Raw genomic sequence first — 24,019 nt, forward strand, 5'->3', positions numbered from 1 at the left:
CTAAACTCATTTTTAGGGGATTTTATTTTTACAAACTAAAAATAGAATTTTAGAACTAAAAAGAACTATAATTTACCCATTTTCTGAAACAAATCCCAAATTACAACACCTGTTGTAACAGAGATGTTTAAAGAATGTTTTGTACCCAATTGTGGAATTTCGATACACAAATCACTTGCACTTACCACTTCTTGTTGCACGCCTTTTACTTCGTTACCCATTACAATGGCATATTTTTCTCCTTTCGTCGGATAAAAAGTATCGAGCATTGTAGCGTTTTCTGCTTGTTCTATAGACAAGACTTTTACATTTTCTGCCTTTAATTTTTCGACTAAAGTCAAAGTATCTTCTACGTATTCCCAAGCCACAGATTCGGTTGCTCCTAAGGCTGTTTTATGAATATCTTTGTTTGGCGGAGTAGCGCAAATACCACATAAATAGATCTTTTCGATCAAAAAAGCATCACTTGTTCTAAAAACAGAACCAATATTATTTAAACTTCTAATATTGTCTAAAACTACAATTATTGGTGTCTTTTCAACAGTTTTAAATTCATCAACTGAAATTCTTCCTAACTCGTTATTCTTTAATTTTCTCATATCTTGTGGATAAGTTCACGGCAAACTGTCAACTGAATACTGCCTACTTTTTCTATCTTCGCAAAACTAACTGAAAATTTCCAAAAACTTGGCAAAATCAAAAGCAAAAAAGGTTACTCCTTTAATGAAACAATACAACGCAATCAAGAATAAATATCCTGATGCAATGTTACTTTTTAGAGTAGGAGATTTCTATGAAACTTTTGGTGAAGATGCCAAAAAAGCTGCTGATGTTTTAGGAATTACCTTAACAAAACGTGGTGCCGGAAGTGAAACAGAAACGGCTTTGGCTGGTTTTCCGCATCATTCTTTAAATACCTATTTACCAAAGTTAGTAAAGTTTGGAATGCGTGTTGCTATTTGTGATCAGTTAGAAGATCCTAAAATGACTAAAACCATTGTAAAACGTGGTGTTACAGAATTGGTTACACCCGGAGTTTCTTTAAACGACGAAGTTTTACAAACCAAAACAAATAACTTTTTAGCAGCGGTTCATTTTGATAAAAAACAACTCGGAATTTCTTTTCTTGATGTTTCTACAGGTGAATATTTAGTGGCGCAGGGAAATGCAGAATACATTGATAAATTGTTGCAAAATTTTAGTCCGAGTGAAGTCTTGGTACAAAAACAACACAAACAACAATTTTTAGAGCTTTTTGAAAACCGTTATTATACGTTTTATTTAGACGATTGGGTTTTTCAAAAGGAATATGCAAACGAAACGTTGCAAAATCATTTTGAAGTAAAAAGCTTAAAAGGTTTTGGAATTGAAGATGTTAAAAACGGAATTATTGCTGCCGGTGCAGTAATGTATTATCTGTCGGAAACACAACATAATCAGTTAAAACATATTCAGCATATTGGTAGAATTGCCGAAGATAATTATGTTTGGATGGATCGTTTTACGGTTCGAAATTTAGAGCTTTATAATCCGAATTCTGTAAACGCAGTAACGTTATTAAATGTTATTGATAAAACGATATCGCCGATGGGCGGAAGACTTTTAAAACGTTGGTTGGCACTTCCTTTAAAAAATATAGACGAGATTAAAAATCGTCATGAATTGGTAAAGTTTTTTATAGATTCCGATGAATTTTCAGAAACAGTAACGTATCAATTAAAACAAATATCCGATTTAGAAAGATTGATTTCTAAAGTAGCAACTGGTAAAGCTTCACCAAGAGAAATTGTACTTTTAAAAGATTCTTTAAAAGCGATTCTTCCGATAAAAGCATCCGCAGAAAAAAGTAAAAATAAGGCAGTAAAACAACTTGGTAATCAGTTACACACTTGCCAAGATTTAATTGAAAAAATTAATGAAACCTTATTTGATGACGCTCCGGTAAACATCAATAAAGGAAATGCAATTGCAACAGGTGTTCATCAAGAATTAGATGATTTACGTGCCATATCTAACTCTGGAAAAGAGTATTTAGATAACATGCTAAAACGTGAATCTGAGCGAACAGGAATTACAAGTTTAAAGATTTCTTTCAACAACGTTTTTGGGTATTATATTGAGGTTCGGAATTCTCATAAAGACAAAGTTCCACAAGAATGGATCAGAAAACAAACCTTGGTTAATGCAGAGCGTTATATTACCGAAGAATTAAAAGAATACGAAACCAAAATTTTAGGTGCTGAAGAAAAAATAGCCAAAATAGAGCAAGAAATATTTTCTAAATTATTACAGTATATCATTCAATATGTACAGATAGTCCAAGAAAATGCACAGATTATCGCAAAAATTGATTGTTTATTGTCTTTTTCGGTTTTAGCGGTTGATAACAATTATGTGCGTCCAATTATGGATGAAAGTACCGATTTAGAGATCAAAAATGGTCGTCATCCGGTTATTGAAAAACAGTTACCGATAGATCAAACCTATATTGCAAATGATGTAGTGTTGAATAGAAATCAGCAACAAATAATTATGATTACCGGACCAAATATGTCTGGTAAATCGGCAATTTTAAGGCAAACAGCATTGATTGTTTTATTAGCACAAATGGGAAGTTATGTTCCTGCTCAGAATGCAAAAATCGGAATTGTAGATAAAATTTTTACGCGTGTTGGCGCAAGTGATAATATTTCTATGGGCGAATCTACTTTTATGGTAGAAATGAACGAAACAGCATCGATCTTAAATAACGTTTCTGAGCGTAGTTTAATTTTGTTAGATGAAATTGGTAGAGGAACTTCTACTTATGACGGAATTTCGATTGCTTGGGCAATTTCAGAGTTCTTACACGAACATCCAACCAAAGCAAAAACGTTGTTTGCTACACATTATCATGAACTAAATGAAATGACTACTTCTTTTGAGCGCATTAAAAACTTTAATGTGTCTGTAAAAGAATTAGAAAATACCATTATTTTCTTACGTAAATTGGTTTCTGGTGGTTCTGATCATAGTTTTGGTATTCATGTTGCTAAACTTGCTGGAATGCCAAATATGGTAATCCATAGGGCGAATAAAATTTTAGAAAAATTAGAGAAAAATAATAAAAACGCCGAAGTTAAAGACGTTTTAAAACAAGATCAGAATGAAGAAATGCAACTCAGCTTTTTTCAGTTAGATGATCCTTTGTTAGAAAATATTAAAGAAGAAATTTTAGCAACAAATATTGATACTTTAACGCCTATTGAAGCTTTAATGAAGCTAAATGAAATTAAACGAATGTTGATTAAAAAGTAAAAAAGAGCTAAACGTAAATGTTTAGCTCTTCTTAATTATCTATGATTCTAGTTTGTTAAAACTTATACTTTGCTGTCAGTTGTAAGTTTCTAGTTTCTCCTGGTAAAGCTCCTGCAAACATTGCTTTTACATAATATCTTGTATTAAAGATATTTTCAATATTTAACCTTAAATCCCAGTTTTTTCCAATTCCATAACCCAAAGCTCCATCAAAAAGAACATAACTATTTACGTGAGCATCTACTAAACTATAACCGTCAATAGTTCTTTTGCTTTCGTAACTTGTTCCTAAATTAAAGCTTAAAGGATTTTTTTGTTTACCTAATAAGAACTTGTATTGTCCCCAAAAACGCGCATATGTTTTTGGTACACCTTTACTTTGTTCTGTAATAACATCTGCTCCTTCTATTGTTTTAGGATCTTGAAATGTTGCATTGGTATTAAAAGATAAGAAATTATTAACCGCATAATTTATATCTAGCTCTACACCTCTTGTTCTATTTTCTTGATCATAAAAATACTGAGGTACATCAATATTAAAATTTGATGCTGCAGGATCATCCTCATAATCATCATTAGCATATTGTAAGTTTGTAGTTGCTGTCTGAAAAAATACAAGAGACGCTAATAAACTGTTATCTTTCGTCTTAAAACGCATTCCTAAATCTATTGATAAAGATTCAGAATCAGGACGATCATCACCATCTAAAGAAGAAGTAACGCTATAAACCGTTCTACCAACAGAATAGTTACCAAATAAAGATAACTGATCCATAGCTCTATAATTTAAACCTAAATTATAAGCAAAACCAGCATCATTAAAATCAACTAATTGTCCATCATCATAAAGATTTCTATAATCTTGTTGAGTACCTAAATAAGCACCACCTACTCTAGCTGTTAATTTATCATAATAGATAACTTCCTGAAAACCTACACCATAACCTTGTACTGTTTTTTCGTATTGGCTTCTTAAAATTGGGTCATAATCCCAAATACTTCCAGATCCCCAGTTAGGGTTTCTAATATCTAAAATATATGGCACAGGATTCGTTGCTCTACTATCATCTGCATCCCAAGTAGAATGTTGGCTGTAATCGATATTTCTATTTTCGTAATTTATACTTAATAAGTGTTCACCTCTTAAAGCATTTCCTTTTCCCCATGTTTTTTGAAAATCACCAAAATATTGAAACATCTTTTCTTGAGCATCAACAATTCTATATTCTTGACGTCTTGCCGCATACGGATAAATTACATTATCTATAATTAATGGAGAACGAGCACCACTATGTATAACACCACTTTGTTGATAATAAGAATAATTTAAAGCACCAGTTTGTCTAACATAATCTGAGCTATAATTTCTATACAAAACCTGGTTTGTAATGTTAACAGTTTCACTTGGTTTCCACTCATGACGCAATTTTACTCTAAATTCTTTTCCCTTGTTTGGTGTTGCCAAAGGTGAAACCAATGTAGCATCTCCAATATCAAAAGGTTCATAACCATCTGTATTGGTTAATGAATTTGCTAAGACTTGGCGTTGCTCATCTGTTAATTGTACACCAGAAAAGTTTCCATTACTATCTAAACCTGTATCATTTACTAAGTTTTCCCAATTATAACCACCATCTTCCGGATTGCCCAATAAACTTGTACTTATTAATCTTACGGGGTTTCCTGTGGGATCTATCTGAACAGCATCTTCTATATATGCACTAGATAATATAAATTGATGTTTATCTGTTTCATATTTTAAAGATCCATAATTTTCAAATCTTTCAGATGATACATCTCTATAACCTTCTTCACCTTCACTTGCACTAACAAAACGATAGCTTAATTTCTCTGAAATTGGCCCTGTTAAATCTACCATAACTCTATAATGTCCCCATTTTCCCAAACGAGTTTCAATAGAATATTGTTCAATATCTAAAGGTTTCTTTTCTATTAAATTAATCACTCCACCTGCGGCACCCATTCCGTAAAGACCTGCTGATGGACCTTTTAAAACTTCTATTCTTTCGATATTTGTTTGCGAACGAACCGGATTAAATGTATTTCCTAAACTACCACCACCATACATACCATCGTATGCATAATTAGCTCCTAATCCTCTAATAACTAAGTTATCACCAATATTATAATTATTACCCGCTTGTGTAACTCCACTTATATTTCTAATACTTTGTTGTATGGTATTATTAGCTTGCTGATCTAGTAAATAACCACCAACAACAACAACAGGCGCAGGCGTGTTCATTAAACTAATTTTAGATTTTGTAGCAGAACGAGAAACTGTAGGTACTTTTTCTTTGTCTAAATGAGCTTCAATTAAAATTTCATTTAAATTTTCTGATGTATTTGTAAGTGTAAAATTTACTTCAGAAATTTTATTTGAGTTTACTGTTATGGTTTTATTAACTGTTTTGTAACCAACATAAGAAGCAGATAAAATAATCTTACCAACAGGTGTTTTCAACATAAATTCTCCATTATTATCTGATGAAGTTCCCAAAGAAAATTCTTTAATTTGAATGGTTACATTAGAAAGCGAAGTACCACTTTGATTAACAATTTTCCCATGAATTTTGCCACTTTTATTTTGAGCTTTCCCGTCTTGGAAACTTAATAAAAACAGTATACAGCATACTATTTTAATGAGGTTTATAGAACTTTTCGAATTTATAAAATAATTCATTACTTTTGATTTTAAGTATTTTTTTAATCTGTTAATAATAGTATGTTTCCAGTATGAAATCTGATAATGACACACTAGTTTTTGGTAAATATTTTGCAAACATACAATGTTATTTTTATTTGTTCTAAATAAAGATAACATATGATTTATGGATATTTTTTTTATCTTTTAGTACTATCAAAATAAGCGAGTTAAGAAAGAAAATATTTTAAAGAGCATTAAGATGCTTCTAAAAAAACGTTGATGAAATTGAATAATATTAAAAAGTAATGGTAAATAATTTAGAACAAGGTTTTTTCGGAATTGGTATTCAGAATGGAAAAACGCCTGAAAATTTAGGGGTCCTTTGGCGTTCTGCTCAGAATATGGGTGCTAGTTTTATTTTTACCATTGGCAACCGGTATGCAAAACAAGCTTGCGATACACATAAAGCCACTGGTGCAATGCCTTATTTTCATTACGAAACTTTTGAAGATTTCTATAACAACCTACCAAAAGGTGCTATGTTGGTTGGCGTAGAACTAGATAAAAAAGCAGTACAATTAGAAACTTTTACGCATCCAAGACGCTGCGTGTATTTATTAGGTGCAGAAGATCATGGAATGTCTAAAATTGCCATTGAAAAATCGCATCATTTGGTAAAATTTAAATCGGAATTAAGTTTAAATGTATCCGTAGCAGGAAGCATTATTATGTATGATCGGCAAGCGAAGTTTAGTTTTAAAGTTGATTGAAAATCTGTAAATATTATAAAATAGGATTCTTTTTATTAATTGGATCTTGCTTTAATAATTGCGTCATACTTTCATATAATTCTGGCTCATTTTCTTTAAAATATACTGCTTGTTCAAAAAAAGTTTCTAATGAAACTGAAAAGAACTCGACAAGGTTAGTAGCTGCATAATCTCTTAAAACGATGTTTTCTTTCGCTTTTACTTTTTGAAACTTTGTTTTTGCATGGTTTTTCCAATTTTCAAAATCTGCTTTGTTAAATATCTTAGAGAAATAAGACCTTGTATGATTCTCGAAAATTAAACAATGACCAAATTCGTGAATAGATAAATTAAGCGCATCATCTGTAATTTTAAAGCCCTTTTCTATTGCAGGCCAAGACATATTTACCTTTTTAGTTGCAATATTTACATCACCTTTAAAAACTGCTGTATTATTTTTATAAGAGTAAGAACTTGGTGCAACAAATACATCATTAAACTTATTTAAAGTATCTGTTTTTAATCCAAATGTAATTTGAACAAAAGCACTCGAAATAATAATTTTCATTTTTTTACTTACCAAAAAATCAGGCTCTGAACTGAAGTTTGTTGTAGAAATAAATAACAATGTTCTTAGTTGAAAATTAGCTTTAAGAACTTCTGAAAGATTTTTGTAATATGAATTAGATTTCAGTAAAACTTGATGACATTCAATTTTTGATTTTTTTCTATAAAAAGGAGCTAATATTTTATACTTTATTTTCAAATTTTAATGTTTTATAAAGGGCAAATGATAGTGATAAAGATGTTTAAAATAGTAACGCTCTTGTGTTTGGTTTGGTCCATGTTTTAAGCTACTAATTTAGTAAATAAACCACGAACCAAGAAAGTCAGTTTAGACTTTTGTAAGTAGGCTAAAAGCTAGCAATTAATTTTATAGGGTGTTTGCAACTGACTTTATTCAATTTCAATTACTTGTCCATCATTCGGAATTCTTGTTTTTCCCATAAGTCCGTGTTTTTTTAAATCACTCGTTAATTGTGTTCTTGTTGTTGGACAATGGTTAACTGCTTCTAAATGATTCGCAATAACAGTTCCTGTTGCATTTTTAGTAAATTTAAGAATGTCTTCCATTGTCATTAGTAATGGTTTAAAAACATCTAATTGTGCAGTTCCACAAGCAACTACATTAATATCTGGCTTGTATTCTTTCAAAACTTTATCGACATCTTTTGTGTAAATAGTATCCGCACTTAGGTAAATTGTTTTTTCATTTGGCATTTTAATGTAGAATCCCATTACATTTCCCATTGGCTTTGCAACGAAACCATAACCGTGTTTTGCCGGAATTCCTTCTATAGTACCGCCTAAAAAATTAGATTCTTGCCAATAATTTACAGATTCAATAACATTTAAACCTCTCTTTTGTAATGTTTTTTTGTCTTTAAAACTACAAATTACTGGTATGTTTTTTGCTTTTAAAAACTTCTCAGCTTCTTTATCTAAATGGTCAGGATGAAGATGAGTAATTAGACAATGTGTTGTTTTGTTTACTATTTCCATTGCATTATCTGGCAAGTCCAGTATCGGATTTCGTTGTGGTTTAAACCTGAAGAGAGTAAAAGTTGGTCCAGCAGTTCCTTTTTTTCCTAACATTGGATCAACTAAAATAAATTTATCTTTAGTTTCTATAACCATTGTAGCGTTTCGTAAGTGATGTATCCTCATATTTGATATTTTAAGTAGCAAAATTAAAATATGAAATATCGTTATCCATTGATTTGAATCAAGAACTGCGTTTGCGAATTCTGCTTAACGTTTCTGGTGTGATATTTAAGTAAGAAGCAATATGGTATTGCGGAATTTTATCAAGCCAATTTGGTCTATAAATAAAAAGTTCATTATAAAGTTCCTCCGCGGTTTTGGTTATCCGATTATATTCAAAAAGTTCTTTTTGTTTTAATAATTGTCGAAATGATAAATCTATGAATGATTTTCCGCAATCATATTCTTTCAGTAATTCACGAAAAGCACTTTTATTGATTGATAAAAGTTGAGTGTCACTTAAAGTTTCTTGCTGTTTTTTAGTTTTAGAGTCTGCGTTAAAGGAATATAAATCTGTAATAAATTGAGGTTTGGTATAGAAGTTAATATTTGTCTCTTTATCTGAAGTTGCATAATATTCTCTAATAACGCCTTTATTTAGAAATCGCAAATGTTTTTCTTCCGTTCCAGCATTAAGAATATGTGTTCCTTTCTTAATATTTTCCACTTTAAATAATGAAAGTAGTTTTCGTAAACCATCTTTATTTAATGGGTATTCTGTTTCAAAAAAAGTCGATATTTCTTTTAGTTCGATGTTCATTTTGGTTGTTGCGATATTTAAGCATTGAATTCACTAAATAAAACACGAATGGCGAAATTCTGATTTCGGTCAGCATTTCATGCCCTAATATTTTTCAATTCCGATTGATTGCGCAAAGTGTTCAATATTTTTAAGATGTCTTTTTTTTACTTTTGAAAATATCAAAGATTAATGAGAAATTAATTATAAATGCTGAATAAAGAAAAATATCTATAATTGCTCCCGTTTCAATAGCATTATATTTTAGAGTTATCATTGTTAATAAAATTAAAACTGTTGAAATTATTAGTCCAAATTTATTTTTGTTATTAGTATTCATTTTATTTTTTATTTGTGAGTATTTTTCGTCAATGAACGTTGTTGTATAAGCTTTGTTGCGTGTTTTAAGCAACTAATTTAGTAAATAATAACTAAATAAAAAGTCCTCACAAACTTTCGTAAATAGATGAGGACTTAGCAATAAATTATATACGGCTTAAGTTTGTATTTATGCATCTACAAAAATTACTTGACCCGTAATAAATCCATCAACCGAACGTTCAAAAGCTTTACCTACTAACTTTCCAGGAACTGGTTCAAAACCTGGCATCATTTCACCATAAACATCCCAAGCCTCTTCTAAAACAGTTGGGTTTATTGAGTTTACTCGGATTCCTCTTGGCATTTCAAAAGCAACACATTTAACAAATGTATCAATAGCGCCACTAGTAGTAGCATCAGCAATTGCAAAAGGTATAGGCTTAGTATTTAAAATTCCTGTTATTAAAGTAAATGACCCCTTATCTGCAATATATTCTTGACCAATACGTACAATGTTTATTTGTCCCATCATTTTACTTAAAATGGTACTCATCCATTGTTCTTCGGTCATTTCAGTAAAATTTGCATATTCACAAACACCAACAGTGTTTACAACAGCATCAAAATGACCAACATCTTCGTATAATTTCCTTAATGATGCTTCGCTTGTAATATCTACTTGAAAGTCATAGCTATCAGCAGAACGTCCAGCAGTTATAACTTTGTGTTTTCCTAGCCCCGTAAGAGCAGCTTGTCCCATTTTTCCGTTTGCTCCAATTAAAATTATTGTTTTCATATAATATCTGTTTTTAAATTATATGCAAATTTATGAAGCACTAAAAGTTTATGAAGAGGACATTTGTCTAATACGTAATATTAGCCCTTATTCGACTTAGGTGACGTTGTGTAACGCCTAGGTAAGAAGCTATATAATGTAGTGGAATCTCTTTGATATATTCAGGTTGCGTTGTAATTAAATCTAAATAGCGTTGTTGAGCCTTATCTTTTTGATGATTAAATATCCATTTTTCTAATTCAACATATTCCTTTTCGGCAATAATTTTCAAAAAACGCAACCAATTACTATTTGATTTGGCTAAATTTTCTAAAGTTGCTTTTGGTATTGAAATTATTTCAGCATCTGTCAGAGCTTGAATATTTTCTTCAGATTTTTTTTGTGAAATAAATGAAGAATAAGCCATTAATAATTTATTAGGAAAAGTGAAACAATATGTGATTTCATCTTCATTATTTGAATAATAATAGGAACGAAAAATTCCACTTTTGACAAAAGCTATAGAATCGCAAATTTCATTATTATTAATATATAAATCGCCTTTTTTTAATAAAATAGTTTGAGATAAATTCAAAAAATCATTAATCTCTATGTCGGTAAATAAATTAAATGATTTTAAATATTCGTTCATTTCTTTCTTTGATGTTTTGTATGCTCAAATTACCGCCAACGTTGTTGTGTAAGCTTTGTTGCGTGTTTCAAGCAACTAATTTAGTGAATAATTACTGGCAAAGAAAGTCCGCGAGGACTTTCGTAAATTGACTAAAACCAGCCATTAATTATACACGGTGTTATGCACTGACTTTATTGCTTTTTCTTTTCTTTTAATAGCATTGTTTCCTTTTCATTCATTGGTTTATCTGGGCTTACTCTCTCTTTTTTTCGGTCAAGTATTTCCATAACATCTTCTATAGCATTATGTTTTATTCTTTCTTCTAATATTGCTGGAGGTGGTATGTTTTTCAAAATAGAAATGTATGCATTAAAAACTTGTTCTTTAGTTTTGTATTCTTTTCCTAAATGACCTTCAATTCTGTAAAATTCATTTTTAAATTTTTCAACTAATTCTTTTTTTTCTTCAGGTTTTAATTTTGATTCTAATTCGTTAACGGTATCTATTAATTCAAAATTATGAGGATTAGCAATTGGTTTTTCAAAATTTTCTCTGTCTGTAATTACAGAAATCCATTTTGTGTCAAATTTTATGTTAAATGTAACAGTATATCCGTTTTTCTTATAATTTGAAGGTACTTTAAATGTAAAAGTTTCAAAACTTTTACATTCTATACACCTATTTTGTAAAAGACCTTTAAGGATAACTTTTTCAAGTCCTTTTTCGTTAGTTGCTTTTTCAAATATCGGTGTTAAGTATTTTGAAAGATAAATAGAACGCTCTTCATCCTCTAAAGCACTTAATTCTTTAAGTGAAGTATCATCCATTGATAGATTCATTATAGGTACAAGACTTGGATCTTCTTTCATAATAATGTCAATTCCAGGTATTGGATTATCTCCACCTTGTAAAATAGTAAATCCAAAAGCAGTAAAAATTCCAAGAGCAAATAATAATAGCGTAATCTTTTTCATAATATTTATATTTTTAGAATGTTCTTTTTAATTATTCAATTTTAATGCCAAATTCGGTTTTTAGTTTGTGCATAACGTTATGTATACCAGTAAAAATTTATTTTATCCATACGTTAAAGGGAGGTAAAAAAAAGAATTTACTTTTAGATTTAGCAATTTATTATATGGTAAAAATATACTTGTTAATAACAAAACAGTAAAATTTATTTTTTACTAAAACGTTTCGAAAATTTGTATAAAAAATATACCGCGGCCGTTAAAAATATTATTTGCATTACTTGCCAAATAAAACCACCTGCACTAAAATCATTTATCGCTTCTTCCATATATGTTGCTCTTTTTTAAAATATACTTAATAATTATCTCTTAATTCCTCAAAAACAGCTTGCATTTTCTTTTTTACTTCAGAATTAGAATGCATATAATGATTGTTCATATAACTGAATATTAATGTTTTTCCGGAGTTTGTAATTAAGTAACCACTTAAATTATAATTGTTCCCCAAGGTACCCGATTTTGCATGAATATATGGTTTCGGATTTCCAGAAAACCAATTTTTTAAAGTCCCTGTTTTTCCTCCAACCGGAAAAAATTGAAACAATCTTTTTTCTGGTATTTTATTGTGTATTTTGGTTAAAACTTCTACAAAAGAAATCGGTGTAAATAAATTATACCTACTCAATCCAGAGCCATCTACCCAACGTGGTTTTTGTTGCAAATCTTTCAATTGATTTTCTAACATAAAGTTTCTTGCTTTTGCAGCACCTAAGGTATCTGAAAGTGTTGATGATGCTAGAACTAAAATCTGTTCTGCTAAGAAATTATCACTTACTTCCATCATTCTTTTAAACAAAGAATCTTTAGGAATACTGTATGCAATTGTAGAGGGTTTTAAAGCCGATTTATGCAGTAAACTTACTTTGTTGGGTAAAATATCATTCCAGAGATTTAAAAGCAAAGAATCATTGATAATCATCGGAATTTCAGTTTCTCTTTTCCTATTTTTTCCGAAGTAAAAAGAATTAGAAAGCTCTTTTCTACCGTAACTTTTATCTGTAATTTCTAATTTATTAGCAAAATAGTTAGGAGCAACTTTTATTGAATCTTGATTTTGGACAAACACAACATTTCCATACATAGGAAAAGCACTTACTTCTGGACTAAAATAGCTATCAAAATCTTCCCAAGCCCAACCTGGTCCGTATCTTTTATCAGAAATATTATTAGCAATTAAATGTACTTTTTTATATTTTTTCGCCAATTTTAAAGCGGTACTGTCTTTAAAAAATGGATGTAAAAAAGTAGGATCTCCTGTGGCTTGTATTGTAAGTGTATCTTTATTTACAGCGTATTTAAAAGCCGGAATTGAATCTGGCAACATTTCTAAACCCGTAAAAAGTGTAAAAATTTTGGTATTACTTGCGGGTGTAAAATACTTATCTGCATTATAATTATAGAGTACTTTGTCTGCTGCTACATCATAAATATAAATTCCCGTAAATTGATTATCAAAAAAAGAAGTTGCTAATTTTTGATCGATATTTCTAGATAATTTAACCGTTTTACAACTTGTAAAATAGACAGTTACAAACAAAACTACAAGTACTCTTTTAAGCATTTAAACTATTTTTAATATATTTTTTTTCTAAACTACAAATATTTTGGTTTGTGAAGTTTATATATTGAATAAATATTTACCTTTGTAGTATATGAATACAATTCTTTTATTTATAAGTGGTCCAGAAATAATGGTTGTCATGTTAATTGTGGTAATGCTTTTTGGTGCAGATAAGATTCCTGAAATTGCCAGAGGATTAGGAAAAGGAATGCGTCAAGTAAAAGATGCAACCAACGATATTAAGAGAGAAATTAACGAAAGTTCTAAATTACCAAAAGCAGAAGCAGATTCTGCAAAAGAGGTATCTCAAGGCGCAAACCAGGAATTTAAAAATATTACAAAAGATATTAATAAAGGAATCAATTCTGTAAAACAAGATATTGAAGATTTAACTGGCCCGATAAAGCGTAATTTCTAATTATTACGTCATTCAAAATTTACTTTTAGAAAAACAGATTACTCTCAAAAACGTTTCTAAACGATCTTTCCTGCCCAGGCAGAAAACTATAATATACTATTCAAAAATTACTTTTTAAACAGTATATCAGTTTGTAAAACAGCTATTCTTATTTTTGTAAACGATGTTTTTTATCCCGCAGAGCGGAAACTATTTTACTCTAGTTATTGTTAAACCATCTCTAATTGGTAAAAGTACCGTTTCTACTCTATCGTCTGTATTTAATAGTTTATTGTATTCTAAAAGAACTTTGGTGTCTTTGTCTTTAGGATCTAATTTTTCTACTACTTTTCCACTCCAAAGTACATTATCAGATAAAATAATTCCACCAGAATTCATTTTATCAATAATTAAATGAAAATAGTTGATGTAATTAGATTTATCTGCATCAATAAAAACCATATCAAATTTCTGGTCAATAGTAGGAATAATCTCAATTGCATTCCCCACAAATTGTTCTATTTGATTTCTAAAACCAGATTTTTCAAAATATTTATTTTGAAGTGTTTCTAATTCTTCATTCTTATCTAAAGTAAAAATTTTTCCTTCGGATGACAATCCTTCCGCTAAACACAATGCAGAATAACCAGTATACGTACCTATTTCTAAAATGTTTTTTGGCTGAATTAATTTTGAAATCATAGACAATACTCTTCCTTGAAAAGCACCGCTTAACATTCTAGGATTCAATACTTTTTGCCAAGTTTCTTTACTTAATTCTTTTAAAATGGTTGGCTCTTGTTGTGAATGTTCCACAACGTAATTGTCTATATTTTCTGGTAAAAAATGCATCCTTTTTTAGATTGTTTGATGGTTAGATTGTTGGATTGTTGGATTGTTGGATTGTAATTTCTAATAATCGAATATAATAATAATCTAATATTCTAAACTAAAAAAACGGAATCTATATTTCTATAAATCCCGTTTCAATCTAACAAAAAATCAAAAAATGTAGTTTTTTAAAAACTACCAAAATATCTTTATGACTTTATTTTATCAAACTCTTTTTTTAGAGCTTCTTTATCTTCTTTACTCATACAAATCTTATTTTCTTTACAACTCTTTGCATGTCCTTTATACAGTATTGTAAGAAGATTATTTTGTTTTGAATATTTAGCGCATTTTTTACACCTTATAAAATGAATACCTAATTTCATTTTTTCTAATAAGGTAGCTGCACCATATTGATTTTTATCACAAATAGTTGTGGCTTCGTCGCAAGTAATTTTTAAACTTTTAAACATCTCTTAATTATTAAACCAGTTATCTTCCATACATTTTCTAAGCTGTGTTCTTGCCCTATGTATAATAACCCATAAGTTTGACGCCGTAATATCTAATTCCTTACAAATTTCTTCAGTTTCAAACTCTTGAATAGTTTTCATTCTAAAAACCATTCCGTATTTTTCAGGTAAAGCATCTATGCAAGATTCTAACTGACTTTTTAATTCTTCGTTTTCAATGGTTTTTTCCGACTGATTGTCCCAACTCTGTGGCACTCTCTCTTCTAACCAATTACCTTCATTTTCACCATCATCATAAAAATTCATTCTAACTTCGGCTTGTCCTTTTTTAGAATTTATTTTTCTATAATAATCTATTATTTTTCTTTTTAAAATAGAAATTAACCACGTTCTTTCGGTAGATTTTCCTTGAAAATTTTTAGCAGATTTTAAGCCAGCAAAAAAAGTATCTTGAACTAAATCTTTCGCTAAATCACTATTATTTACACGCACAACAGCATAATTATACATATAATCTGCATAATTATCTATCCATTTGTCTGTGTTTAATACAACTTGCTCTTCTGTCATCTAATAAATAAAACTCAAAGATAATGTTATTTTTTTATTCTTTGTACATATACAATTCCTTCATATCGTAAAATCTCCTAAATAAATTCAATTAATAAGAAATTAGAAGTCTAAAATAGACATAAATTACAACAAAAATAAAACGAAGTCTATTCTTAGAAAAACATAAATATAGACAACTAAATCAGTTATTATTTTTTATTTGATTAAGATTAACGCAAGATTAACTAGTTTAATATTTAATGCTTTTCCTTACATTTACATACTATTTAAAAAACATAAAGTATGTCAGCAGCAAAAAAAGAATATAAAAAAGTTACGGTAAAATCTTTGGTAGATATGAAGAAAAATGGAGAGAAAATTTCCATGTTAACTGCCTATGACTTTACAATGGCAAAAATTTTAGATGGAGCTGGAATCGATGTTCTTTTGGTGGGAGATTCTGCCTCTAATGTTATGGCAGGTCATGAAACAACTTTACCTATTACTTTAGATCAAATGATTTATCATGCAAGTTCTGTAGTTAGAGCTATTACTAGATGTTTAGTGGTTGTAGATTTACCTTTTGGTAGTTACCAATCGGACCCAAAAGAAGCGTTACGTTCTGCTATTAGAATTATGAAAGAAAGCGGCGGACATTCTATAAAGTTAGAAGGTGGTAAAGAAATTAAAGAATCTATTAAACGCATTTTAAATGCCGGAATTCCTGTAATGGGACATTTAGGTTTAACACCACAATCTATCTATAAATTCGGTACGTATACCGTAAGAGCAAAGGAAGAAGAAGAAGCAGAACAATTAATGGAAGATGCTTTAATGTTAGAAAGATTAGGCTGTTTTGCCGTTGTTTTAGAAAAAGTACCGGCTAAATTAGCACAAGAGGTTGCAGAGGCTATTTCTATTCCTGTAATTGGTATTGGTGCGGGAAATGGTGTTGATGGTCAGGTTTTAGTTACCCATGATATGTTAGGAATGACACATGAATTTCATCCTCGTTTTTTACGTAGATATTTAGATATGCATACAGAAATGACGGGTGCTTTTAAATCTTATATTGATGATGTAAAAAGTAGTGATTTCCCTAATGATAAAGAGCAGTATTAGGGCCCATCCTAACCTTCCCAAAGGGAAGGGACTTGTTGTTACAAAAATATGATCCACTAGTTTCACAGATAAACACGAATGAAGTGTGTGTTTATCTGTGAAATCTGTGGGAAATAAAAACCTCTGTTGACTATGTTTCTATGTGGTCAAAAAATTATTACAAATGAAAATACTACACTTAGACTCAAATCATCCTTTGTTGATAAATCAATTAAATGATTTAGGATATACTAACGATGAAGATTACACTTCTTCAAAAGAAGAAATTTTAGCTAAAATTCACAACTACGATGGTTTTATCATTAGAAGTCGTTTTTCTATTGATAAAACATTTTTAGACAAAGCAACCAATCTAAAGTTTATTGGACGTGTTGGCGCTGGATTAGAAAATATAGATTGTGAGTACGCAAAAAGCTTAAATATCGGATTAATTGCTGCTCCAGAAGGAAATAGAAACGCTGTAGGAGAACATAGCTTAGGAATGCTATTATCGTTATTTAACAAGCTAAACAAAGCTGATAAAGAAGTTAGAAATGGAAAATGGCTACGAGAAGAAAACCGCGGAATTGAACTAGACGGAAGAACGGTTGGTTTAATTGGTTATGGAAATATGGGGAAATCTTTTGCAAAAAAACTTCGTGGTTTTGATGTGGAAGTTTTGTGTTATGATATAAAACCAAATGTTGGCGATGCAAATTGTAAACAAGTTTCATTAGAAGAATTACAAGAAAAGGCAGATGTTTTAAGTTTACACATACCACAAACACCTCTTACTCAAAATATGATAAATGCAAACCTTATCAATGGTTTTAAAAAGCCTTTTTGGTTGATAAATACCGCACGTGGAAAATCTGTTGTTACCAAAGATTTAGTTTCAGCTTTAAAAGAAGGTAAGATTTTAGGTGCTGGTTTAGATGTTTTAGAGTACGAAAAAGCATCTTTTGAAAATTTGTTTTCTGATGATAAAATGCCAGATGCTTTTCAATATTTAATCAATTCAGAAAATGTTTTATTATCACCGCATGTAGCCGGTTGGACTGTTGAAAGTAAAGAACGATTAGCACAGACTATTGTAGATAAAATTAAGGCAAAATTTAATTAGATCATTTTATTTTAACATTCAGACCCTTCAGGTTTTAAAAACCTGAAGGGTCTTTTTATTTTATAAAACTTAAGGAGTAATTACATAGGGTTGTGTTATCACTGTTATGAGACTACTACTTTGGTCGAAATGACAATTTTGTGTTTTTTTTATGTTCAGCTATGCTTACACCCAGTTTTGTCATTTCGATCTTTTTAGAAGTAATCTCATGAGGTTGCTCGTTTTTACGTTAGCTTCTTTATAGGTTTATTCAATACTTTGAAATCACAAAAATTCATTAACTTGTTAGCCTTTCTTATTCCTAATAAAAAATAAGAAGAAATTTATTATTGTCAATTTTTATGAGTTTTCTCAATCGTCAAAAGTCTCATTTCATATTGACAATTGTATAAAAAAATTACTATGCCATACAAAGCAACATCAGTAGAAGAGTATATAAACCAAGTACCTGAAGATCGTAAAAGTGCGTTACATAAATTACGAAAAACTATTCTAGAAAACCTACCTAACGGTTTTAAAGAAGGTATTCAGTATGGAATGATCGGCTATTATGTTCCTCATTCTTTGTATCTAGATGGTTATCATTGCAACCCAAAAGAACCTTTGCCTTTTATGAGTTTTGCTTCTCAAAAAAACTCCATAAATTTATATCATAGCGGTATTTATGCCGTTCCAGAAATTAAAGATTGGTTTGTAAATGAATATCCAAAACATTGCAAACGGAAATTAGATATGGGTAAAAGTTGTATCCGTTTTAAAAAAGTAGCAGAAATTCCTTTTGAATTAATTGCTGAATTATGTAAAAAAATAACTGTTGATGAGTGGATAGCAGTTTATGAAACTAATATTAAAAAGAAGTAGTTTATGAAAAATAGAGTTACAGGAATTGGAGGTTTATTTTTTAAATCTGAAGATGCCAAAGCAGCCAAAGAATGGTACAAAAATCATTTAGGTTTTAATACTGATGATTGGGGATGTACTTTCTGGTGGAAAGATGAAAATGGGAATAAATGTTCAACACAATGGAGTCCGTTTGCAGAGGATACCAAACATTTTGAACCTTCTAAAAAGGACTTTATGTTTAATTACAGAGTAGAAAATTTAGTACAATTATTAGCTGAATTAAAGAAAGAAGGTGTTACTATTGTGGGTGAAATGGAAGAACATGACTACGGTAAATTCGGTTGGATTTTAGACAACGAAGGAAACAAAATTGAGCTTTGGGAACCGATAGATAAAGCTTTTCTTTAGAAATATATATGAACAAATTAATCAAAAAATCATGTCAGAAAAAAGTAAAAACTTAGAGGAGAACCTAAAACAAACTGCTGGTTCAATTTCTAAGGATGCAAAAGAAACCCTTGAAAATACGAAACAAAAAGCGAATGAATTTATAGAAGATGCTAAAGAAGTTTTTGAAGATACAAAAGGAAAAGTAAATGAACTTTTATCTGATGAAAACATAGATAAAGTAAAACATAAAGCAGAAGAATACTCTGAAATAGCAAAACAAAAAACAACTGAATTTACAGATGACGCCAAAGAAACCTATGAAGATTTAAAAGAAAAAGGTTCTGAATTAGCTGGAGACGCTGCAGAACATTTAGCCGATTTTGCAGAAGATGCTAAAGAAGAACTACAAGAGATGAAAGAAAAGTCGAAAAGCTTTTTACAACGATTATTTGGAAAATCATAAAGAGAAGTAATTATGCATTTTTTATCTGATTACCCAACTGAGATTTTAATCTTACTATTTTTAATCATTACTTTTTTAATATCTGCATTCGAAAAAATACTAGATTGGAAAGGAACGATCTCTTTTATAAAAGATCATTTTAAAAATTCTCCATTAAAAGGCAGTGTTCCGTTTTTATTATTCATTTTATTAATCATAGAAATTCTTGCTGTAGGATTTATGATTGTTGGAGTGTATCAAATTTATACTTCAGAAGCAAAAGAAATTGCATTACTCGGAATACAGCTTTCTGCGATCAGTATAATTTTTATGCTTATTGGGCAACGTCTTGCAAAAGATTATCCAGGAGCGATGTCTTTAGGTGTCTATTTTATCATTTCACTTTGTGGTGTATATTTACTAAATAAGTAAAACTGATATTTTTTATCAATTATATAAATAATATTTATAGAAAAAGCTCTTAAAACAATCGTTTTAAGAGCTTTTCTTTTTTAGCTAAGGTATTTCTATTCTATTAGAGTTAAACTTTTAACAAGTCTTTTTAAAATCATTTTTAATGGCTTTTTAAGTACAAAAACTAAAGTAAGATATACTTTTCTTCTTTTTGATGTAAATGAAACTGAAAATTGATTTTAGAACCTTCTTTTTTTCAATTTTGATATCTCTTTCTTAAAAACATCTTTATTTAGTATTCTTAAATATTTATACATTACGACTTGTTTACAAAAAAAATTGAACTTTATCCGATAAGAAAAAACACAACTAAACCAGAATTTAAAAGAGAATACAATTTTTAGTAAAAACTAATTATAATTTAATTTAGAAACTAAAAATCAGAATTACATTCTAATTACTTCTATTTATAAAAAAGTAATTTATCTTGAAGTAACTGAACTTTTCAAACTTGTTTTAAATACGTAAAACGGTTATTCTATAATTCTACAAATGCTACCACTACTCCAACATTAATAATCATTAGATAAAATTAAATCGTTCTTATCTGGTAATCTATTTTTTAATTTAATGTTTGTAGCTAAACCATAAAACCATTCTTAAATCAATTTTTTAAATATTGTTTTAAAAAACGCTCCTAATTTTAGATTAAAAACTAAAATGTTCCACGAGGAACAACTTGATTTTTTGCTTATAAAAAAACCTTCAAAATTATTTTTTTGAAGGTTGATAATTCTTTTAAAAAAGAAAAATTATAATTCTACTTATTTTTAATTACATAAATTAAAGAAGAATATTCTTTTGTTTTCCTTGCTTTTAAATTGGAAACAAAACCTCTATGAAGTGCTTTCAAAGGATTCATTTTTCCTGTTTTATATTTTTCACTTAAAAGCGAAACATAGTAAGAATCAAACTTCATTGGCAATGTTTTTTCTACAATCATATTCTCTTCAGAAAAAATTTTCTGAATTGAATTTTGAGAAAAATGCCAAAGATGTCTTGGCACATCAAAAGCCGCCCAATACTCTTTATAATATTTTGCATCATCACTTTTATGATTCGGAACTGCAATGATCAATCTTCCATTTTCAGAAAGCAATTCTTTTAATTTAGAAATGTAATCAGACAATTTTTCTACATGTTCTAAAACATGCCAAAGCGTAATAACATCAAATTTTTTATTTTGGATATCAAGTAATTCTTCTTGTAAAATAACTCCTTTATCATTTGCAATTTCTCTAGCATCAGCACTTGGTTCTACACCAAGAACATTCCAATGATTAGATACGCAAACTTTTAAAAAATCTCCCGTACCTGCTCCAACATCTAAAATATTTTTAGACTCTGTTTTAAAGGAATTAATTAAATTTAATTTACTCCTTAATGTAACATTCTTTACAGACTGATAAACCTTATCCATTAATGTTTTTTTACTATCAGTGTGTGAAATATAATTTTCACTCTTATAGTAATTTTCTAGATCTACAGGAATTGGTGATGTTACCAACATATCATATTCTGTATTAAACATCACTTCATAAGTTTCATCTGAAACCGTAAAATCTTTGCAGTTTAAATAAGGTTCTAACTTTTTGTGAAGCCCTCTTTTCTCCCCCATAATACTTTTTCTTTATAATATGTTCCACGAGGAACATAGCAATTATTTTCACAATTTATCTACCCATATAAACCAAAAGCACAGAGATATCGCTGGGGGAAACGCCACTTATTCTACTTGCTTGTGATATAGATGTCGGTTGAATTTTAGTCAACTTTTCTCTAGCCTCAAAAGACAGAGATTTTACTTTTTGATAATTAAAACTAGAAGGAATCATTACATTCTCTAACCTATTTAATTTATCAGCATTATTCTTTTCTTTCTCTATATAACCAGAGTATTTTAAATGAATAACAGCTTGTTCAATTGCTTCCTTATCAATATTATTTTCTTCTAAAAAAGCAGTTAATTTCTTTACACTTTTAAAATCAGAAAAATCTAATTGAGGTCTTGCAGCAATTTTATAAAGCTTCATAGATTGGTTAATCAATGCTAAATTCTTTGCTTCTAAAATAGGATTTATCTCCTCTTGCTTTACACTTGTATTTTGTAAAAAATGAATTAATAAATCTGCTTTTTCTTGTTTTTCGATAACTCTATCTAATCTTTCTTGAGAGGCTAAACCTAATTTAAAACCGATTGGTGTTAATCTTAAATCTGCATTATCTTGTCTTAATAAGGTTCTATATTCTGCTCTAGATGTAAACATTCTATAAGGCTCTTCTGTACCTTTTGTAATTAAATCATCTATTAAAACACCTATATAAGCTTCGTTTCTTTTTAGAACAAAAGGTTCTTTTTCTTGCGTTTTTAAAGCAGCATTTACACCCGCCATTAAACCTTGCGCAGCAGCTTCTTCATAACCTGTGGTTCCATTTATTTGTCCTGCGAAGAATAAATTCTCAATTATTTTAGTTTCTAACGAATGTTTTAATTGCGTTGGAGGAAAGAAATCATATTCAATCGCATAGCCATATCTTAAAAATTTTACATTTTCAAAACCGGCTACAGAACGAATTGCTTTGTCCTGAACATCCTCTGGAAGAGATGTTGAAAAACCATTTACATACATTTCACAAGTAGTCCATCCTTCTGGCTCAATAAACATTTGATGTCTATCTTTCGTTGCGAAACGATCTATCTTATCTTCTATCGAAGGACAATATCTTGGTCCTGTAGATTTAATTCTACCATTAAACATTGGAGATCTATCAAACCCTGTACGCAACAAATCATGCACATCTAAATTTGTATACGTAAGCCAACAAGAGCGTTGTTTTACCAATGCTTTAGTAGTTGGTAAGTAAGAAAATTTCTCTGTAACTTCATCACCAGGTTGCTCAATCATTTTAGAATAATCTAAAGATCTACCATCTACTCTTGGTGGAGTTCCTGTTTTCATTCTACCAGATTCAAAACCTTTAGCAACTAAATCTTCTGTAATTCCGGTTGATGCTCCCTCACCTGCTCTACCACCTCCAAAACTTTTATCTCCAATATGGATCAATCCATTTAAAAAAGTACCAGCAGTTATTACCACAGTTTTGGCTTTAATTTCTAAACCTAAAGCAGTTTTTACTCCAATAATTTTATTATCATCAAACAATAAACCGTTTACAGAATCTTGATAAAAATCTACATTTTCGGTCAGCTCTAACATCGCTCTCCAGCATTCTGCAAACTGCATTCTGTCAGATTGCGCTCTCGGACTCCACATTGCAGGTCCTTTAGATTTGTTAAGCATCTTAAATTGTATCGCTGTTTTATCAGTAACAATTCCGCTATAACCTCCTAAAGCATCAATCTCTCTAATTATTTGTCCTTTAGCAATTCCTCCCATTGCAGGATTACAACTCATCTGCGCAATATTTTGCAAATTCATTGTAATTAATAAGGTGTGTGCACCCATGTTTGCAGCAGCAGCTGCAGCCTCACTCCCAGCGTGACCACCTCCTACTACAATAACGTCGTATGTTGTTGAAAATAAACTCATTATATTATGGTTCCACGTGAAACCTTGTATTTACATTATTGATTATCAATTATTTGAATTCAGATAATGCCGTATTTTCAGCATTTCTCATCTCTTTTTTCTCAGTTTCTGTTTTATCTTTATATCCCATATAATGAAGTACACCATGTATCATCACTCTGTGTAATTCCTCTATAAAAGAAACCTCAAAATCTTTCGCATTGTCAGCAACTCTTTCAATAGAAATATAGATATCTCCACTAATTAATTTACCTAAAGTATTGTCGAAACTAATTACATCCGTTAAAGTATCATGTTGTAAAAACTCTACATTTAATTTATGAAGGTATTCGTCATCACAAAAAATATAGTTCAACTCACCTAAACTAAAACCTTTTTTTGAAACCACATTATCAATCCAATATTCTAAAAGATTTTCATCTTTTAAATCAAAATCTGTTTCGTAATTAAAAGTAACCATAA

At 29.8% G+C, this 24,019-nt stretch carries 24 protein-coding genes; 9 read left to right on the forward strand and 15 right to left on the reverse strand.

Going from position 1 to position 24,019, the window contains the following annotated elements; genetic code table 11:
- Positions 1-65: 65 nt before the first annotated feature.
- Complete coding sequence (locus tag WHD08_RS11645; RefSeq protein ID WP_208890719.1) at positions 66-599, reverse strand: RNA methyltransferase; 534 nt, start codon at positions 597-599, stop codon at positions 66-68.
- Positions 600-723: 124 nt separating this feature from the next.
- Here WHD08_RS11645 and mutS point away from each other — a divergent pair, with 124 nt between their 5' ends.
- Positions 724-3,297, forward strand: coding sequence for a DNA mismatch repair protein MutS (gene mutS / locus WHD08_RS11650; RefSeq protein WP_422894403.1), 2,574 nt, complete (start codon positions 724-726; stop codon positions 3,295-3,297).
- A 55-nt stretch (positions 3,298-3,352) separates the two neighbouring features.
- Here mutS and WHD08_RS11655 read toward each other — a convergent pair whose 3' ends face one another.
- The gene (locus WHD08_RS11655; RefSeq protein ID WP_208890717.1) at positions 3,353-6,001 is read right to left on the reverse strand and encodes a TonB-dependent receptor; all 2,649 of its coding nucleotides are present in this window, start codon (positions 5,999-6,001) and stop codon (positions 3,353-3,355) included.
- A gap of 269 nt (positions 6,002-6,270) precedes the next feature.
- Here WHD08_RS11655 and WHD08_RS11660 point away from each other — a divergent pair, with 269 nt between their 5' ends.
- Positions 6,271-6,735, forward strand: a complete 465-nt coding sequence (locus tag WHD08_RS11660; RefSeq protein ID WP_208890716.1) for an RNA methyltransferase — start codon at positions 6,271-6,273, stop codon at positions 6,733-6,735.
- Between the two features lie 13 nt (positions 6,736-6,748).
- Here the strand turns inward: WHD08_RS11660 and WHD08_RS11665 are convergent, their stop codons facing one another.
- The 7 genes from WHD08_RS11665 to WHD08_RS11695 form a co-directional block, all read right to left on the reverse strand.
- Positions 6,749-7,480, reverse strand: coding sequence for a zinc-dependent peptidase (locus tag WHD08_RS11665; RefSeq protein ID WP_208890715.1), 732 nt, complete (start codon positions 7,478-7,480; stop codon positions 6,749-6,751).
- 191 nt (positions 7,481-7,671) lie between these two features.
- Positions 7,672-8,442, reverse strand: a complete 771-nt coding sequence (locus tag WHD08_RS11670; protein ID WP_208890714.1) for an MBL fold metallo-hydrolase — start codon at positions 8,440-8,442, stop codon at positions 7,672-7,674.
- Positions 8,443-8,500: 58 nt separating this feature from the next.
- Entirely contained in the window at positions 8,501-9,079 is a 579-nt protein-coding gene (locus WHD08_RS11675; RefSeq protein WP_208890713.1) for a Crp/Fnr family transcriptional regulator, read from the reverse strand.
- Between the two features lie 487 nt (positions 9,080-9,566).
- Complete coding sequence (locus tag WHD08_RS11680; RefSeq protein ID WP_166386127.1) at positions 9,567-10,175, reverse strand: short chain dehydrogenase; 609 nt, start codon at positions 10,173-10,175, stop codon at positions 9,567-9,569.
- Between the two features lie 67 nt (positions 10,176-10,242).
- Entirely contained in the window at positions 10,243-10,806 is a 564-nt protein-coding gene (locus WHD08_RS11685; RefSeq protein WP_208890712.1) for a Crp/Fnr family transcriptional regulator, read from the reverse strand.
- A 173-nt stretch (positions 10,807-10,979) separates the two neighbouring features.
- The gene (locus WHD08_RS11690; RefSeq protein ID WP_208890711.1) at positions 10,980-11,762 is read right to left on the reverse strand and encodes a hypothetical protein; all 783 of its coding nucleotides are present in this window, start codon (positions 11,760-11,762) and stop codon (positions 10,980-10,982) included.
- A gap of 352 nt (positions 11,763-12,114) precedes the next feature.
- Entirely contained in the window at positions 12,115-13,380 is a 1,266-nt protein-coding gene (locus WHD08_RS11695; protein ID WP_208890710.1) for a D-alanyl-D-alanine carboxypeptidase/D-alanyl-D-alanine-endopeptidase, read from the reverse strand.
- Between the two features lie 91 nt (positions 13,381-13,471).
- Here WHD08_RS11695 and tatA point away from each other — a divergent pair, with 91 nt between their 5' ends.
- Positions 13,472-13,798, forward strand: a complete 327-nt coding sequence (gene tatA / locus WHD08_RS11700; RefSeq protein ID WP_165731409.1) for a twin-arginine translocase TatA/TatE family subunit — start codon at positions 13,472-13,474, stop codon at positions 13,796-13,798.
- 189 nt (positions 13,799-13,987) lie between these two features.
- Here the strand turns inward: tatA and WHD08_RS11705 are convergent, their stop codons facing one another.
- From WHD08_RS11705 to WHD08_RS11715, 3 genes are all read right to left on the reverse strand, one after another.
- Entirely contained in the window at positions 13,988-14,629 is a 642-nt protein-coding gene (locus WHD08_RS11705; RefSeq protein WP_208890709.1) for an O-methyltransferase, read from the reverse strand.
- Between the two features lie 188 nt (positions 14,630-14,817).
- Positions 14,818-15,081, reverse strand: a complete 264-nt coding sequence (locus WHD08_RS11710; RefSeq protein ID WP_208890708.1) for a hypothetical protein — start codon at positions 15,079-15,081, stop codon at positions 14,818-14,820.
- Positions 15,082-15,084: 3 nt separating this feature from the next.
- The gene (locus WHD08_RS11715) at positions 15,085-15,651 is read right to left on the reverse strand and encodes a sigma-70 family RNA polymerase sigma factor (protein WP_208890707.1); all 567 of its coding nucleotides are present in this window, start codon (positions 15,649-15,651) and stop codon (positions 15,085-15,087) included.
- Positions 15,652-15,936: 285 nt separating this feature from the next.
- Here WHD08_RS11715 and panB point away from each other — a divergent pair, with 285 nt between their 5' ends.
- The 6 genes from panB to WHD08_RS11745 all read left to right on the forward strand — a co-directional run bounded on the left by panB (position 15,937) and on the right by WHD08_RS11745 (position 19,964).
- A complete protein-coding gene (gene panB, locus WHD08_RS11720) occupies positions 15,937-16,755 on the forward strand; it encodes a 3-methyl-2-oxobutanoate hydroxymethyltransferase (RefSeq protein WP_165731405.1) in 819 nt (272 codons plus the stop codon).
- A 163-nt stretch (positions 16,756-16,918) separates the two neighbouring features.
- Positions 16,919-17,857 (forward strand): 2-hydroxyacid dehydrogenase, encoded by a 939-nt coding sequence (locus tag WHD08_RS11725; protein ID WP_208890706.1) that lies wholly within the window; start codon positions 16,919-16,921, stop codon positions 17,855-17,857.
- Positions 17,858-18,259: 402 nt separating this feature from the next.
- Entirely contained in the window at positions 18,260-18,718 is a 459-nt protein-coding gene (locus tag WHD08_RS11730; protein ID WP_208890705.1) for a DUF1801 domain-containing protein, read from the forward strand.
- A gap of 3 nt (positions 18,719-18,721) precedes the next feature.
- A complete protein-coding gene (locus WHD08_RS11735; protein WP_208890704.1) occupies positions 18,722-19,108 on the forward strand; it encodes a VOC family protein in 387 nt (128 codons plus the stop codon).
- A gap of 31 nt (positions 19,109-19,139) precedes the next feature.
- Positions 19,140-19,553, forward strand: coding sequence for a hypothetical protein (locus tag WHD08_RS11740; RefSeq protein WP_208890703.1), 414 nt, complete (start codon positions 19,140-19,142; stop codon positions 19,551-19,553).
- 12 nt (positions 19,554-19,565) lie between these two features.
- Positions 19,566-19,964, forward strand: a complete 399-nt coding sequence (locus WHD08_RS11745; protein ID WP_208890702.1) for a DoxX family protein — start codon at positions 19,566-19,568, stop codon at positions 19,962-19,964.
- A gap of 802 nt (positions 19,965-20,766) precedes the next feature.
- Here the strand turns inward: WHD08_RS11745 and WHD08_RS11750 are convergent.
- From WHD08_RS11750 to ybeY, 3 genes are read right to left on the reverse strand one after another with little or no spacing between them, the layout of a single operon-like run.
- On the reverse strand, positions 20,767-21,624 hold the full coding sequence (locus WHD08_RS11750) for a class I SAM-dependent methyltransferase (protein ID WP_208890701.1): 858 nt from the start codon (positions 21,622-21,624) through the stop codon (positions 20,767-20,769).
- Between the two features lie 55 nt (positions 21,625-21,679).
- Positions 21,680-23,557, reverse strand: a complete 1,878-nt coding sequence (mnmG, locus tag WHD08_RS11755; protein WP_208890700.1) for a tRNA uridine-5-carboxymethylaminomethyl(34) synthesis enzyme MnmG — start codon at positions 23,555-23,557, stop codon at positions 21,680-21,682.
- Between the two features lie 49 nt (positions 23,558-23,606).
- A complete protein-coding gene (ybeY, locus tag WHD08_RS11760) occupies positions 23,607-24,017 on the reverse strand; it encodes an rRNA maturation RNase YbeY (RefSeq protein ID WP_208890699.1) in 411 nt (136 codons plus the stop codon).
- Between the last annotated feature and the right edge of the window lie 2 nt (positions 24,018-24,019).

Source organism: Polaribacter sejongensis (assembly GCF_038024065.1).
Taxonomy (GTDB): Bacteria; Bacteroidota; Bacteroidia; order Flavobacteriales; family Flavobacteriaceae; genus Polaribacter; species Polaribacter sejongensis.